Genomic DNA, 15,742 nt, shown 5'->3' with positions numbered 1-15,742 from the left:
TACTTATTATTAAAGGAGGGTTATCTTTGGAATCTCAATTATTAAAAAAAGACTCCAACAAGACAAAATTTGTTGTTGCTGGTTTACTACTTGGTATTTTAATGGCGGCAATGGATAATACAATTGTTGCAACAGCAATGGCAACAATCGTTGGAGATCTAGGAGGATTTGACAAGTTCGTTTGGGTCACGTCTGCATATATGGTAGCAACAATGGCAGGGATGCCTATCTTCGGAAAACTTTCTGATATGTATGGACGGAAACGCTTTTATATTGGTGGCCTTATTCTTTTCTTGTTCGGCTCTGCACTTTGCGGAACAGCATCTAGTATTGAGCAACTAAGTATTTATAGAGCAATTCAAGGAATTGGTGGCGGCGCTCTTATGCCTATCGCCTTCACAATTATGTACGATATATTCCCACCAGAAAAGCGTGGAAAAATGACAGGGCTATTCGGTGCTGTTTTCGGGACATCTAGTGTATTCGGTCCTTTATTAGGTGCGTATATTACAGACTATATAAGTTGGCACTGGGTCTTCTATATTAATATCCCATTAGGACTTATCTCCTTCTTCTTCATTACGAAATACTACAGTGAATCTCTAGAATTTAGAAAACAAAAAATTGATTGGGCTGGCGCTATTACACTTGTTATTAGTATCGTTTGCTTAATGTTCGCCTTAGAACTTGGTGGTAAAGAATACGCATGGAATTCCACTGTAATTATCGGCTTATTTACAACCGTTGTTATTATGCTTATTATTTTCTTCTTCGTAGAACGAAAAGCAACCGAGCCTATCATTTCTTTCCATCTATTTAAAAAACCTTTATTCGCAGCTAGCCAAGGTGTTGCCTTTTTCTATGGTGCCGCTTTTATCATCTGTACAGTTTATATCCCAATCTTCGTTCAAGGTGTTCTCGGTGGTTCAGCCTCAAATGCTGGATTGATATTAACACCTATGATGGTTGGCTCTGTAATTGGAAGTCAAACAGGTGGACAGTTAGCTTCTCGAACAAGTTATCGTAACATTATGATGGTATCTGGAGTTTTCTTCGTTCTTGGTATTTATTTACTAAGCACTTTAACAATGGACACACCTCGCCTACTCGTAACACTATTTATGGTTCTCGCTGGGCTTGGAGTTGGCTTCTCATTCTCAGTTTTAAGTATGTCTTCTATCCACAAATTAGAAATGAGAGACCGTGGTTCTGCTACATCAACAAACTCATTCTTCCGTTCACTCGGTATGACTCTTGGTGTAACGATTTTTGGTACAATTCAAAATCATATTTTTACAGATAAACTAAATACTTTGTTCCCTCCTGAACTAGCTAAATTAGCTCCAAAGGGCGGAGACACAAGTTTCTTATTATCACCAGGTGCTACCGATAAAATACCAGCTGAAATATTAACTGGTATTAAAGAAGCTCTCGCTACATCTATTGCCAGTACATTCTTCTGGGCACTTATCCCGGCTGTACTAAGCATTATTTGCATTTTACTTATGGGAAATGAGCGTCTTTTTACAGGACCAAAAACGAAACAAAAACAGAAGCAGGTAAGTTAATATATAGAAAAGAAACGGCATATCCCTTTATGAAAACGGATATGCCGTTTATAATATGTATAAAGTTTTTATATATAGGAGTTGAAACAGCATGAGTATGAAATTAGTCATTCTCGGCTTGCTACTCGAAGGAGATAAACATCCATATGAAGTGCAGCACATCATGAAAGAACGACAAATGGACTGTTATATTAAATATGCAAAAGGATCACTTTACTATGCCTTCGAGCAATTAGAAAAACAAAGGGCAATTCGTGTTACAACTATTGTTCGAGATACGAATAGACCAGATAAAACAATCTTTCATATAACAGAAGAAGGTAAACGATTATTTCACACGTTACTATTAAAACAATTCGAGGCAAAAAATCAAATATATAAACCAATTTATTCGGCACTCTCTTTCGCTCATTTTGGTAATGATCAAGAGTTAGTTCCTATTTTAGAAAAGAAGAAAAATGACACCATTCAATATTTACATAATATGCAAACTATTTATGATTGTAGCAAAGGAAAAATTCCACGTGCCCAACTATATATTTTGCAAAGCGTTATTGAACATATTACAGTTGAATTGCAATGGTTAAACACCCTCCTTACAGATGCAGTTGAAGGGCGACTTTCAGAAATTGATATAGATGAAGGGTGAACTTATAAAGAAAAAACTATAAAAAGACAATAAAGTTATTTAATTTTAATACCTAAAACAAGCATACCCCCGTTCTAATTTAGGACGAGGGTATCATATAGCTGTTTAATTTTCGATACAAGATACTTCACTGTGCTCAAAAATATAACAATACATTTGTTTGAAAATCTAATATTTATTCATCACTGACTTCCCATAATGGAAAGTTGTTTCTTAAAATTCTATATAAAAAGGATGTTGGTTTTCATCCAAACTGTATTCAATTCTTTGTTTAAAATTCATAAAATTCACCATTTCTAACGCCTGCTCAATAGGATAGAACCCTACTTCCAAACTTTCTGGTGTAGTCGTTAATTTACCGCCAACTGGTCTAGCTAAAAACAACGTATTACATATTGAATGATTCACATTTTGGAATACACCACAAAACTTTAAAACCTCAATATCAATACCTGTTTCCTCTTTAGTTTCCCTAATTGCAGCATCTTTCAAAGACTCACCTTCTTCAACTTGTCCACCTGGCATTTCCCATCCTCTTCTAGGTCCCTTAATTAATAGAATTTCTTTTTGTTCATTCATTACAATTGTCGCTGCTGAAATTATATGTTTTGGCGGTAAATAAATATTTTGTGTGCTTTGTTCCAAGTAAAATTCCCCATTTCTATAAATTTAGTATATTCATCTTTATACAGTAACCTTGTTCTTTTTTTTGATAACTTACTATTTCGAAATGAACCATCTAATCCCCTTCCTTATTCCAAAATATAGACCAATTGTTAAACAACATAATTAGCGTCTTACCTCTGTACAAGTACACACTTTTTTATAAGCTTAATCCAATTAAATCCTTTTTATTAATCAGAAAAATAAGAATAATAAAAATAAAAAAACTTTAGAATTTTCTTATTTCAAAACAGTAGACAAAATTCCAAAAATTGTGTTAGAATTTGTTTCAATATCATATCGCTTGTTAAATTCCTTTCAAAAGGAAAATAGGTACACGAACATTTCGTTTCGTGTTTAAAAGGGAAGCTTGGTGAAACTCCAACACGGTCCCGCCACTGTAAATGCTGAGATTTCTTTGTAGTGCCACTGTGAAAACGGGAAGGTAAAAGAAATTATATGAAGCATAAGTCAGGAGACCTGCCTGTTTTAACAACACTGATAGATTCACGGATGATGATGAGGTGTTAAAACAAAAAGGAAGGCTTATTTTCTATGCCTTTATGCTTTTTGTTATAGGTATTTCCTAGTAAACGGAAGTGCTTACTTTTAATTAGGGAGGAATTTGAAATGGCAATTCAAACAAGTAACTTAGGTTATCCACGTATCGGATTACAACGAGAGTGGAAAAAAACATTGGAAGCTTTTTGGTCCAATAAAATCAATGAAGAACAATTTTTAACAACAATGAAAGAAATTCGCCTTCAACACGTAAAAGTACAGCAAGAAAAAGGGATTGAACTCATTCCAATTGGCGACTTTACATATTACGATCACGTTTTGGATACTGCTTATATGCTAGGATTTATCCCATCACGTTTTTCTGAGTTTACATCTTACCTAGATGTATATTTTGCAATGGCGCGTGGCTCTAAAGATCACGTAGCTTCCGAAATGACAAAATGGTTTAACACAAACTATCATTATATCGTTCCTGAATATGAAGAGGGATTACAAATCTCTTTAAAAGATAATCGTCCACTTCGCTTATACGAAGAGGCAAAACAAGAATTGGGTGTAGATGGAAAACCTGTTATTTTAGGACCATATACTTTCTTGAAATTAGCTAAAGGCTATACACAAGAGCAATTTGCTACTATTTTAAAACAGTTAGTTGCACCTTACGTACAACTGCTTTCAGAACTACATGCAGCTGGTGCACAAATCATTCAAGTTGATGAACCGATTTTCGCTTCTTTAACGAAAGAAGAAGTTCAACAAGCAAAAGAAATTTATGAAGCTATTCGTAAAGAGGTTCCAAATGCGACTCTTCTTTTACAAACATACTTTGATAGTGTAGAAGAAAACTATGAAGAAATTATTACATTCCCAGTATCAAGTATTGGATTAGATTTCGTTCATGGTAAAGAAGGTAATTTAAATGCTATTTCAAAATATGGATTCCCAGCTGATAAAACTTTAGCTGTTGGTTGTATAGATGGCCGTAACATTTGGAGAGCTGACCTTGATGAAGTTCTTACGTTATTTACAACGTTACAAAAACAAGTCCAAACGAAAGATCTCATCGTTCAACCTTCTTGTAGCTTATTGCATACACCAATCGATAAAACAGAAGAAACTCACTTATCAACTGAGCTATTTGATGCGTTGGCATTTGCAAATCAAAAATTAGAAGAGTTAGTTCTTACTCATTCCGCTCTGACTCAAGGTACAGAAAGCATTAGTAATGAACTGGAAACATATCGAAACGTACATCATACAATTCGTTCATCTGCTGCACGTAACCGAGAAGATGTCAAAGCAGCACGAACAGCACTAAAAGAAGAAGATTTTTCACGTCCTCTTCCATTTGAAAAACGATACGAATTACAACAAGTTGCCCTAAAGTTACCGTTGTTACCAACAACGACTATCGGTAGCTTCCCTCAAACAACTGAAGTTCGCCAAACGCGAAAAGAATGGCGTAATGGTATTATTTCAAATGAACAATATGAACAATTTATTGAAAAAGAGACAGAAAAATGGATTCGTTACCAAGAAGAAATTGGTCTTGATGTTCTTGTTCATGGCGAGTTTGAAAGAACTGACATGGTCGAATATTTTGGTGAGCGCCTTGCTGGCTTCTCATTCACTAAAAACGGTTGGGTACAATCATACGGTTCTCGTTGCGTAAAACCACCTGTTATTTATGGTGATGTAGCCTTTATTAACGGCATGACTATTAAGGAAACGGTTTATGCACAAAGCTTAACAGAGAAAGTTGTAAAAGGAATGTTAACTGGACCTGTTACGATTTTAAATTGGTCCTTCGTTCGAAATGACATTCCAAGAAAAGAAGTTTCGTATCAAATTGCATTAGCTCTTCGTCATGAAATTGAACTACTTGAATCTTCTGGAATTCGAGTGATCCAAGTCGATGAGCCAGCACTTCGTGAAGGAATGCCACTGAAAGAAAAAGATTGGGACGCTTATATTACATGGGCAGTACAATCCTTCCTTTTAGCAACTTCTTCTGTAGCAAATGAAACACAAATTCATACGCATATGTGTTACAGTAACTTCGAAGATATTGTTGACGCGATTCGCGCATTAGATGCAGATGTGATTTCTATCGAAACATCAAGAAGTCACGGAGAATTTATTGATACATTAAAACATACAACATACGAAAAGGGCATCGGTCTAGGTGTATATGATATTCATAGCCCACGTGTACCAAGTAAAGATGAAATGTATAAAATCGTAGAACAATCTTTACAAGTATGCGATCCTAAATATTTCTGGATTAATCCTGATTGTGGTTTAAAAACGCGAAGAACAGAAGAAGTTATTCCAGCTCTAGAACATATGGTGCAAGCAGCAAAAGATGCTCGTTCCCTACTAAAAACAAACGCATAATAAAAATGGGTTATCCTCCAAAAGGATAACCCATTTTTATTCTTTACTTTCAAAAAAGAATTCGTATTGTATTTTATATAATTCATCATCCGTTGGTTCTTCAAGAGGAGTTGCTTGTAAGACAACTGTATACTCACCATTTGGAATAGGGATTTGAAATTTATTTGAAAGAATACTTGTTACAACGATACATTCATTTTCAACTGTAAAAGGAACTGCAACCGTTCTAACCACTTCTTCTTTCTCAATATGTTTCCCTGGGGTCACTTTTACTTCACAAGTATAATCAGAAAGTGCTTCAAAAATAACAGTTCCATCTGCCTTCGCATAACCTCTTTCAAAATCTTCATCCGTCCAGTCAACGTAAGGCTGCTCACCATCATAGTTCATTAACATTAATTGCGAATAAGAAATTGTTAACTCCATCGTTCCCCTCCTCCTTCATTATGAAATATGCAACTACTACTTTACGTCAAATTTCACACGCGTACCATCTGGGTATTTATCTAACTTATTTCCTACCCAAGACCCTGCTCCGCGGTTATCTGCTGGACTTATATATTCGATATGTGCTCCTTTTCCGCCTTCTTTACACATCGCCATTGGCCATTCATCACGATCATACCCTTTTTTTGATGGGTATGGAGCTAACGATAACTTTCTTCTATCCGCAGCGCCACCACGGTCGATTGTACAAACTTCTGAATGTCCTTCCTTTATCGCATCCGTAATATGTTTCCCTGTTTCTGGATATCTCTCTTTCGGAAATTCTAGAACTTGATCATACGCATTTGTTTTTTTTGTACTTGTTTCCTCTGGAACAAGTACTTCATAAACCGCTACTAAAATAGAAAGAATTGCAATAATTGAAATGATAATACCTTTTAATTGCTTCATGTATACCTCCGTGACTCTACCAGTTTCTTTTCCTCAGTTATTATAACAAACTTATCCTGTCTATGTTTTCAGACATTATTTTAGTTCTTCTTCGCCATTCCGCCAAAAACTCTCATTTTTTTTCATCTTTTCACTAATGCTGTAGAAAACTAATAACCTTCCGACATTCTTTTTCAAAGGAAGTCCTCATAAAAGATTGAAATGATATATACGATACTTTTTGGGGAGGAAATATGATGGAAGCTACCTATAAAACGAAAGATGTCACGAATAAAACAGGCATCCCAAAACATATAGTTCGCAAATATAGTCAACTGTTAGAGGAACATGGTTATATGATTTCCAAAACAGCTGATGCCCGTATTTATAAACTTGATGATTTAAAACTATTGAAATCTATACATGAAAGAGCTGCTACATTACAAGAAGATATTTCAGAAACGATACCAATTATTTTAAAAGAAAAAGAAGCTCCTCCTGTACCAGTTATACAAGATAAGCAAGAGATACAACCGAAAGAAAAAGAAGATGGGCGTAACTTTGAGGAGTTTATGTTAAAACTTGAAATGCTCGCTCAGTTAAATGAAGCAATTATTCATCAAAACTCTACCCTAATTACCCAAAATCGTTTAAAAGATGAAAAGCTAGATGAATTGATGCAACAAGTTTATGTAAAAGAAGGCTCTCAAGAAAAGATGCTACAGGAGTTAGTAGATCATGCCGCTCAAACAGATGCCTTGCAAAAAGAAAAGATGGACTTATTAATGAATCATATGTATAAACGAGAATCTAAGCAAGAAGAAAAAATGAATAAACTCGTAAATCAAATTTATAATAAAGACAGCAATCGTGATGCACAACTTATGCAAGTCATTCGTGAAATTCAAGAAACAAAAAGATTAGTTGCTGCTTCAAAAGAACAAAGCTTTTTCCAATCATTTAGAAGTTTATTTAGCCGAACAAAACAAGAAAAAACAACTGAATAAAATAATATATTTTTTCCTATATAAAATAAAAAGTTACCTTCCATCGGTAACTTTTATTCCTTATTTCTTACAGCTGGTAATATAATAATTGCTTCCGTGCCTTTCCCACTTTCGCTTTTATATTCCAGCGTACCATTATGTGCTTGTAAAATACTAAATGTTACCATAAGACCTAATCCTGTTCCTTTTTCTTTTAAAGAATAATACGGTTGTCCGAGCCTGGCTAACTGTTCTTTCGTCATACCAACACCACTATCTTTAACTCTTATTACAATCGTTTCATCTTTTTGCATAGCCGTTACCTTTAAATATCCTTTATTTCCTTGAATTGCTTCAATACCATTTTTAACAACATTCATAATAGCTTGTTTTAATTTCGTCTTATCACCAATCGTATAAAGGCTTTCAGAAATCTCAACTTGCAAATATACACCTTGCATCGCTGCAAATGATGACATAAGGGTTGTCATTTCTATTAATTGGGCTGATAAGCAAATATGTTCTTTCTTCTCAATTTGTGGCCTTGCTAAATTCAAATAATCTGAAATAATTTGTTCTGCCCGGTCTAATTCGGCTAATACGAGACGCATATAATCCTTATTCTTCACATCTTCCGTACTTTCAAGCAATTGAATAAAACCACGAACAACAGTGAGCGGATTTCGAACCTCATGTGCAACACTTGCAGCTAACTCACTTACTATATTAAGTTTCTCTGACTTTTGCATCTCTGTACGTAGTATTGCATTTTCATTTAAATATTCTGTTAAGTACACCTGAAATACCATTGTCATAACCATAATAAGCGAAGCGAATATGTATCCGCTATATAAGTGCGAAACATATGGTGTAAACCCCGTTTCTAGCAGAACATTAATCATGCCAATCACTAAAGAAACGAGTACGTACAATGATGAAATCATAAAGGCCAAAATTAGCTTCTTATCCCTTGAAAATAGAGACCATTTCTTTGATAAAAATAATGGAACTATCGATAGGAATATTACTTCTATAACTGGAAGAAGGTTTATTCCCTTTAGCACCCATTCATATGCAACAAAAATAGCAGCCGGGACTAAACCAACAATCCCACCATATAGAAAACCACTAACAATCGGGATTGGGTGAAAGTTATACCCACAAACGTCCCCAAAACAAATAGAGTATGTCATAGAGAGAACGAGTGTAATGCTAGATAAAAACATAATAAAGTAGCGGTTCGGCTTCGGAGGCATTTCTTGATAACGATTTAAACGAATCGCTTCGTATAAAAATAGTGGCAAAATAATGATGGCAATTTGGATCATTAAATCACGGATAAGCTCCATAGCCTCTCATCCCCTATATGTATTTTGATATGATTATATCATTTTATAGACGTATTTGTTGTAAGATTTTGATTTTTCTTAACATATTTGTTAATTCTTTGTTAACAACACATAATAATTGTTACAGATTTTCGAAATGAATGTAAACCCTGTACCAAATTTCTGTCCGGCAGTATACAATGAATACGGATTACAAAGAAAATAAAAAAATACTTCATGAGACGGACAACTATAGCAAAATACAGCATATAATCCATACTATCTATGTTTACAAATAAGTGATCATTATTTTAGTAGGAGGAAGATAAATATGGCGGGTACTACGCTTGTTTTAAAAGAAGAGAATTTAGTCGTTCTAGAAAATGTTGAAAAATCAGTATATGAAGAGTTACAGCATAAAACAGGAGAGGCAAATTGCACATGTGCTGTGAATGAATCGGTTGTTCACCTTGGCAAAGTATCATCTGTACTTTGGAATGAGGATGAAATAGATTGGGAGTACGGATATTAAAAGTCGCTTACAGCGGCTTTTTTTCTATTATCCCTCTCTTTCTACGTAACATATACGCAAGCGAAATGATAGAAAATATGTTAAAATGAACTTAATTTTCAAACGGAAGAAAGGGAGATACAATGGAACAATTCATTAATCCTAGAGTGAAGGACATCCAAATTTCTGGGATCCGTCAATTCTCTAACATGATTCAAAACTACGATAACCTTATCTCTTTAACAATTGGACAACCCGATTTTCCTACACCTTCTCTCGTAAAAGAAGCGGCAAAACGGGCTATTACAGAAAATTATACAAGCTACACACATAACGCTGGTTTACTAGAATTACGCAAGGCAGCTTGTAACTTTGTAAAAGATAACTACGATTTACATTATTCACCTGAAACCGAAACCATCGTTACAATTGGTGCCAGTGAAGCAATTGATGTTGCATTTCGAACGATTTTAGAGCCAGGAACAGAAGTCATTTTACCTGCTCCTATTTATCCCGGATACGAGCCGATTATTCGATTATGCGGTGCAACACCTATTTTTATCGATGTTCGTGAAACTGGCTTCCGTTTAACAGCCGAAGCACTGGAAAATGCTATTACAGAAAAAACAAGATGCGTCGTACTGCCGTATCCTTCTAATCCAACTGGTGTCACTTTATCTAAAAAAGAACTACAAGATATTGCAGATGTTTTAAAAGATAAAAATATTTTCGTCCTTTCTGATGAAATTTATAGTGAACTTGTATATGAACAAACACATACATCGATTGCTCATTTCCCAGAAATGCGCGAAAAGACTATCGTCATTAACGGCTTATCAAAATCGCATTCTATGACTGGCTGGCGTATCGGTCTATTATTTGCACCAAGCTATTTAGCTGGGCATATATTAAAAGTTCATCAATACAACGTAACGTGCGCTACTTCAATCGCTCAATATGCTGCAATTGAAGCATTAACAGCTGCTAAAGATGCACCAAAAATGATGCGCCATCAATACAAAAAACGCCGTGATTACGTATATAATAGACTTATTCAAATGGGCTTAACAGTTGAAAAGCCAACAGGTGCATTTTACTTATTCCCATATGTTGGCCATTTAACATCTTCATCATTTGATTTTGCACTTGACCTTGTCAAAGAAGCTGGACTTGCCGTCGTTCCTGGAACAGCATTCTCTGAATATGGTGAAGGCTACCTTCGCTTGTCTTATGCATATAGTATTGAAACTTTAAAAGAAGGCTGTGACCGTTTAGAAGCCTTTCTACAACAAAAAGCTAAGAGTTAAACTCTTAGCTTTTTGTTGCATAATGATCGCAAGTTTGACGCTTCAGTAATTTATGCGGAATAATAATACACTTTGCAGTAGACTCCGCATTCTCTACTTTATCAACTAAAGCTTTTGCAGCTTCATATCCTAGCTGGTATATATTCACATCAACTGTCGAGAGTGGCGGACTCGCAATTTCTGATAATAAAGCATTGTTGAAACTTACAATTGAAACATCCTTGGGTACAACAAATCCTTTTTTAGAAAGTGCACTTAACACACCAAGACCAATCAAGTCATCCGTTGCCATAATTGCTGTCGGTGGTTGCTTTAGCCCCATTAATTCCTCAACGGCTTGTTGACCACTTTCTCTTGAAAAATCAAAATGTAAAATATATTCTTTTGGCAATACAATGTCTGCTAATTTTAAAGCATCACTCATACCAGCCAAACGATCTCTCGTTACAAGTAAATCTGATCCACCGCCGATGAATGCGATTTGTTTATGACCTAATGAAATCAAATATTCTGCCACTTCTCTTGCAGCTGTATAATTGTCATTATCTACATATGTAATTTCTTCTTTACGATCATATGGTTTCCCAATTAATACGAACGGAAAATTTTGTTTATGTAAATATTGAATAATCCGATCATTCTCTCTTGAATATAAAAGAATAATGCCACCAATTTGGCGCCCCTGCACCATCTTTACAACACCGTTAAAAATTTCATCTTCCGTTTCACCTGTCGACATATAAAGCGCATACCCTTCCACATGTGCAAATGAACTAATTCCTCTTATAACTTCTGGGAAAAAAGGATTTTGAAAAGCTTTACTTGCAGAACTTGGCATAACAAGGCCAAGTGTTTTTGTTGTTTGGTTAGCTAGGTTTCTTGCGTTTAAATTTGGATGATACCCTAGTTCACTCATCACTTTCCGAACACGACGCTTTGTTTTTTCACTTATACTTGGATTATCAGCAATTACACGAGAAACGGTAGATGGTGCTACATTCGCCTTCTTCGCCACATCTTTAATTGTAACTGTCATAAAAATCCCCCTCCTTTCACTTCTCTGCCATTTTATATATTTTCATCTTGCACCCGTTGCAAGTAATAGGGGAAGTCATAAACTTTCATTGATTCTATCTTGCAAAACCTATCATATTCTCCCTCTCCATGTATTGTAAGGGATAGAGCTCTTTTTTCCTATACTATAATATACTATTTATTTCACTTCTTTTCATATATGATGTCAAATCTCTTTTCATCTCCCTATAAAATGTTTTATAGGGAGATGAAAAGAAAAATGGGACATAATGTCCCATTTTTCATCCTTTTGTACCTCCAGCAGTTAAACCAGAGATAAAGTATTTTTGTAGTGATAGGAATAAAATTGAAATCGGGATTGCAATCAACACGGAACCCGCTGCGAACGTTGTAAATTCATTACCAAATTTCTTCGCTACCATTTCATATAATCCAACTGCTAACGTATAATTTTCTGGTGTGCGCAAAATAATACTTGCTAAAATGAAATCTGTAAATGGACCTATGAAAGTGAATAATGCTACAACTGCTACGATTGGCTTTGCAAGCGGCATAATGATTTGCCAAAAAATACGGAAATGTCCTGCTCCATCCATACGAGCTGATTCATCCAATTCTTTCGGAATCGTATCAAAATACCCTTTCATAAGCCATGTATTCATTGGAATTGCCCCGCCTACATAAATTAAAATTAATGCAAGGTGCGTATCAATTAATCCTGTTAACTGCGCTAATACGTATAGAGCGATTAACGCTGCAAAGTTTGGAATCATTTGCAAAATTAAAAATGTTAATAAACCATTTTTTCTTCCAACAAAACGGTATCTCGAAAATGCATAAGCAGTAAAACTAATTGCTAACACTGAGAAAATCATCGTTAAAACACTTACTTTTAATGTGTTTTTATACCATAGTAAATAATTACTATTCTCTAAATCTAATAACTTACGATAATGATCTAACGTTGCATTTTGTGGAATAATACTTGATCCAGATAAACTATCACCCGGATTAAACGATGAGCCAATAATCCATAATAATGGATAGAAAATGATGGCACACATTACGAAAATAACGAGATAACTTAATGAGAGACGTAACATCTTTTGTCTTTTAATATTCATTTACATCATATCCTCTTCTTGGAATGATTTTGTTTTCTTAAATTGCCATAACGCAACTGTAATAACGATTAACGATAGGATCATTGTAAGAGCTGCTGCCTTCCCGTACTGCGCCGAAGTCATCGTTAACTTATAAATCCATGAAATTAAAATATCTGTTCCACCTGCGTCTTGTCCAGCTACAGCAGGACCTCCGCCGTTAAATAGATAGATGATACTAAAGTTATTAAAGTTAAACGTATATTGCGTAATTAATATTGGTGCTGTTGCATATAGAACAAGTGGCAATGTAATTTTACGAAACTGTTGCCAAGCTGTAGCTCCATCTACTGTAGCCGCTTCGTATAATTCTCCCGGAATCGATTGCAGTATACCTGTTGTCATTGCAAAGACGAACGGGAATCCAAGCCACGTTTGAATCATAATTAAAGCAATCTTCGCCCAAAATGGATCTGTCATCCAAGCAATCTTTTCAATTCCGAATAAAGCTAATACTTGATTGTTAATTGCTCCAAATGTTTCATTAAACATACCAGAGAAGACAAGAATGGATACGAATGCTGGCACTGCCCACGGTAAAATGAAGATTGTTCGAATAATCGCCTTCCCTTTAATACCAGGCTGATTTACGATAATCGCTAAGAAAATACCAAGCGCAACTTGTAATGTCGTTGCAACGAATGTCCAAATGACAGTCCAAGAGAACACACTTAAAAATGTCTCTCTCCACATCGGTAAAGTAAAGATATCGATAAAGTTTTTAAATCCGACCCAATCTACTAATTTAGCTGGAGGGGAATGATATAAATCATAGTTCGTAAATCCAATTAAAATTACAAAGATGATTGGGAATACAACTACAAAGATAAGTAATAGAAAACCTGGTGAAACCATTAAATATGGAAAACCTTGGTCTAGTAAATTACGATATTGCTCTTTGACAGAGTTTAACGGTGTTCCTATATCACGTTTCTTCCCATTTTGGTATGCATCATATAAATTAAATGCATATATTCCGAGTCCAAACACGATGACGATAAGTGCCAAGATCCCTTCTACTAATAGAAAGACAGAATGATCACGTGGAACTTCTGTACCAAGCGTTACAATTCCCCATAATCCCATATTTAATAAATCAGCAAAGGCTACAATAAATGAGCCTGTTAATACTAGAAAAATAAGACCTTTTACAAATTGTTTATTATACATTTGGCCCACGCCTGGAATGATTGATAGCATGGTTGCCATTTTCCTATGTTTTGAACCGTTTAAGCCGTTTGCTGGTTCCATAGATGTTTGCATGTTCCTTCCCCCTTTTTTCTGGGAGAGAATTCGTGCCTCTCATAGTAGAGGCACGAATTTCACCTTATTTTTGCTTGCTATGATTTGCCTCAATATTACCTTTAATTTGTTTCACTGCACTATCAAGCGCCGCCTTTGGTGCCTCTTTATCTGTAACAACTAATTGAAGCGCATCTCCAGCTGGTTTCCAAACTTCTTGCATTTCTGGAATATTTGGCATTGGAATTCCATTTTCAGATTGTGTTGCAACTGCTTTTGCAGCTTCATTATCTTTAATAATTGGATCTTCCATTACTGCTTTTACTGGAGGGATTTCTTTTGTTTTCTCAAATCGAATTTTTGCGTTTTCTTCGTTCGTTACCCATTCAGTGAACTTAGTAGCTAAATCATTTTGTTTAGAGAAGCTTGTTACATGCCATCCTTTAACCCCGACAAACGTTTTCAATGGTTGACCATTTGGTAATTTCGGCATTGGAGCAACGCCATAATCAATTCCGTTCTTTTCCATGGCTTGGAACGCCCAAGGGCCGTTCATGATAGATGCTGCTTTTCCTTCGTTAAATAGTCCATCAGCAGCAGGTCCACCAGATTCACCGATAATACCTTTCGGGAATAATTTTTCTTTGTACCATTTTTGAAGATACTCAGCACCTTGTACTGCTCCGCTATTATTTAATCCAACATCACTTGCATTTGGTTTTCCATCTTTTTCACCAAACACATAGCCACCCATACCTGCCATAAATGCATTAGCAAAGTAGAAGTTATCTCCTAATGCTAAAAATCCGTACTTGCCATCTTTCGTAAATTCTTTTGAGAAGTTAAACAGCTCGTCCATCGTTTCTGGCGCTTTTGGCATTAGCTTTTTATTGTAAATAAAGACTGGTGTCTCAATTGCTTTTGGTAAACCATATAATTTTCCGTTATACGTTTGTGCTTCTATTGATGAATCAGTAAATTTACTCTTTACAGCATCATCAGCTTTCACTTCAGAAAGTAAACCTTCTGTTACTGCGTTTCCGATTTGATCATGTGGTAATGTTACAACATCTGGTCCCGTCCCCGCTGGTCCATCAAGACGTAACTTCTTCACTTGATCTGTCATTTGCATTTCAACAACTTTTACTTTTACTTTATATTTTTCCTCAAAGCTTTTCACTGCTGGTTCTAGACCAACACCTTTTTTATCATCTTCCCAAACGAGTAGATCGTAATCTTTCTTTGCTTTACTTTCTTCTTTTTTCCCTGAATCTTTCGGTCCGCATGCAGATAACATACCAATTGATAATGCTGAAACAGTTAATAATGATAATGCTTTCTTCATCCCAAAAACCTCCCTAAATTGTATATGTACCTTACTAATTGAAAACGTTTGCATTTAATGTTTTAATAGAAGCGCAAACAATATATCAATCTATGAAAACGTTTGCGCTATTTGTCTATCATTATACATTCTTTTATTCATTTTGCAAAT

Annotated in this window: 14 protein-coding genes and 1 riboswitch; of the genes, 6 read left to right on the top strand and 8 right to left on the bottom strand. The window is 35.3% G+C overall.

The window, feature by feature from the left end:
• Positions 1–26: 26 nt before the first annotated feature.
• Both AC0L0O_RS04565 and AC0L0O_RS04560 read left to right on the top strand, forming a co-directional pair.
• On the top strand, positions 27–1,568 hold the full coding sequence (locus AC0L0O_RS04565) for an MDR family MFS transporter (protein ID WP_000445738.1): 1,542 nt from the start codon (positions 27–29) through the stop codon (positions 1,566–1,568).
• A gap of 91 nt (positions 1,569–1,659) precedes the next feature.
• The gene (locus AC0L0O_RS04560; RefSeq protein ID WP_000062080.1) at positions 1,660–2,217 is read left to right on the top strand and encodes a PadR family transcriptional regulator; all 558 of its coding nucleotides are present in this window, start codon (positions 1,660–1,662) and stop codon (positions 2,215–2,217) included.
• 213 nt (positions 2,218–2,430) lie between these two features.
• Here AC0L0O_RS04560 and AC0L0O_RS04555 read toward each other — a convergent pair whose 3' ends face one another.
• Positions 2,431–2,862, bottom strand: coding sequence for an NUDIX hydrolase (locus tag AC0L0O_RS04555; protein WP_000438229.1), 432 nt, complete (start codon positions 2,860–2,862; stop codon positions 2,431–2,433).
• Positions 2,863–3,194: 332 nt separating this feature from the next.
• Positions 3,195–3,382, top strand: a riboswitch (cobalamin riboswitch).
• A 128-nt stretch (positions 3,383–3,510) separates the two neighbouring features.
• On the opposite strand from AC0L0O_RS04555, the gene metE reads away from it, so the two are divergent.
• Positions 3,511–5,799, top strand: a complete 2,289-nt coding sequence (gene metE / locus AC0L0O_RS04550; protein WP_001007636.1) for a 5-methyltetrahydropteroyltriglutamate--homocysteine S-methyltransferase — start codon at positions 3,511–3,513, stop codon at positions 5,797–5,799.
• 36 nt (positions 5,800–5,835) lie between these two features.
• On the opposite strand, the gene comJ is transcribed toward metE, so the two are convergent.
• Both comJ and nucA read right to left on the bottom strand, forming a co-directional pair.
• On the bottom strand, positions 5,836–6,225 hold the full coding sequence (comJ, locus tag AC0L0O_RS04545) for a competence protein ComJ (protein ID WP_000424033.1): 390 nt from the start codon (positions 6,223–6,225) through the stop codon (positions 5,836–5,838).
• 36 nt (positions 6,226–6,261) lie between these two features.
• Complete coding sequence (nucA, locus tag AC0L0O_RS04540) at positions 6,262–6,696, bottom strand: DNA-entry nuclease (protein ID WP_000811492.1); 435 nt, start codon at positions 6,694–6,696, stop codon at positions 6,262–6,264.
• 236 nt (positions 6,697–6,932) lie between these two features.
• Between nucA and AC0L0O_RS04535 the strand changes: the two genes are divergently transcribed.
• Positions 6,933–7,682 carry a DUF3967 domain-containing protein gene (locus AC0L0O_RS04535; protein WP_000388464.1) on the top strand — a complete coding sequence of 250 codons (750 nt, stop codon included), beginning with the start codon at positions 6,933–6,935 and terminating at the stop codon, positions 7,680–7,682.
• A 53-nt stretch (positions 7,683–7,735) separates the two neighbouring features.
• Here AC0L0O_RS04535 and kinB read toward each other — a convergent pair whose 3' ends face one another.
• Positions 7,736–9,010, bottom strand: coding sequence for a sporulation sensor histidine kinase KinB (kinB, locus tag AC0L0O_RS04530; RefSeq protein WP_000420390.1), 1,275 nt, complete (start codon positions 9,008–9,010; stop codon positions 7,736–7,738).
• 310 nt (positions 9,011–9,320) lie between these two features.
• On the opposite strand from kinB, the gene AC0L0O_RS04525 reads away from it, so the two are divergent.
• Positions 9,321–9,521 (top strand): hypothetical protein, encoded by a 201-nt coding sequence (locus AC0L0O_RS04525; RefSeq protein WP_000929284.1) that lies wholly within the window; start codon positions 9,321–9,323, stop codon positions 9,519–9,521.
• 122 nt (positions 9,522–9,643) lie between these two features.
• Positions 9,644–10,807, top strand: coding sequence for an aminotransferase A (locus AC0L0O_RS04520; protein WP_000434590.1), 1,164 nt, complete (start codon positions 9,644–9,646; stop codon positions 10,805–10,807).
• Positions 10,808–10,811: 4 nt separating this feature from the next.
• Here AC0L0O_RS04520 and malR read toward each other — a convergent pair whose 3' ends face one another.
• The 4 genes from malR to AC0L0O_RS04500 all read right to left on the bottom strand — a co-directional run bounded on the left by malR (position 10,812) and on the right by AC0L0O_RS04500 (position 15,592).
• Complete coding sequence (gene malR, locus AC0L0O_RS04515) at positions 10,812–11,843, bottom strand: maltose operon transcriptional repressor MalR (protein WP_000219045.1); 1,032 nt, start codon at positions 11,841–11,843, stop codon at positions 10,812–10,814.
• A 280-nt stretch (positions 11,844–12,123) separates the two neighbouring features.
• Positions 12,124–12,966 carry a maltosaccharide ABC transporter permease MalD gene (malD, locus tag AC0L0O_RS04510; RefSeq protein WP_001022608.1) on the bottom strand — a complete coding sequence of 281 codons (843 nt, stop codon included), beginning with the start codon at positions 12,964–12,966 and terminating at the stop codon, positions 12,124–12,126.
• Complete coding sequence (gene malC, locus AC0L0O_RS04505) at positions 12,967–14,268, bottom strand: maltosaccharide ABC transporter permease MalC (protein WP_001194988.1); 1,302 nt, start codon at positions 14,266–14,268, stop codon at positions 12,967–12,969.
• Positions 14,269–14,332: 64 nt separating this feature from the next.
• Positions 14,333–15,592 carry an extracellular solute-binding protein gene (locus AC0L0O_RS04500; RefSeq protein WP_000709917.1) on the bottom strand — a complete coding sequence of 420 codons (1,260 nt, stop codon included), beginning with the start codon at positions 15,590–15,592 and terminating at the stop codon, positions 14,333–14,335.
• Positions 15,593–15,742: the final 150 nt, after the last annotated feature.

This window comes from Bacillus sp. GS3m_15504 (assembly GCF_055825275.1).
The sequence above is the reverse complement of the archived record's forward strand: the minus strand, read 5'-3'. Positions and strand labels throughout refer to the sequence as shown.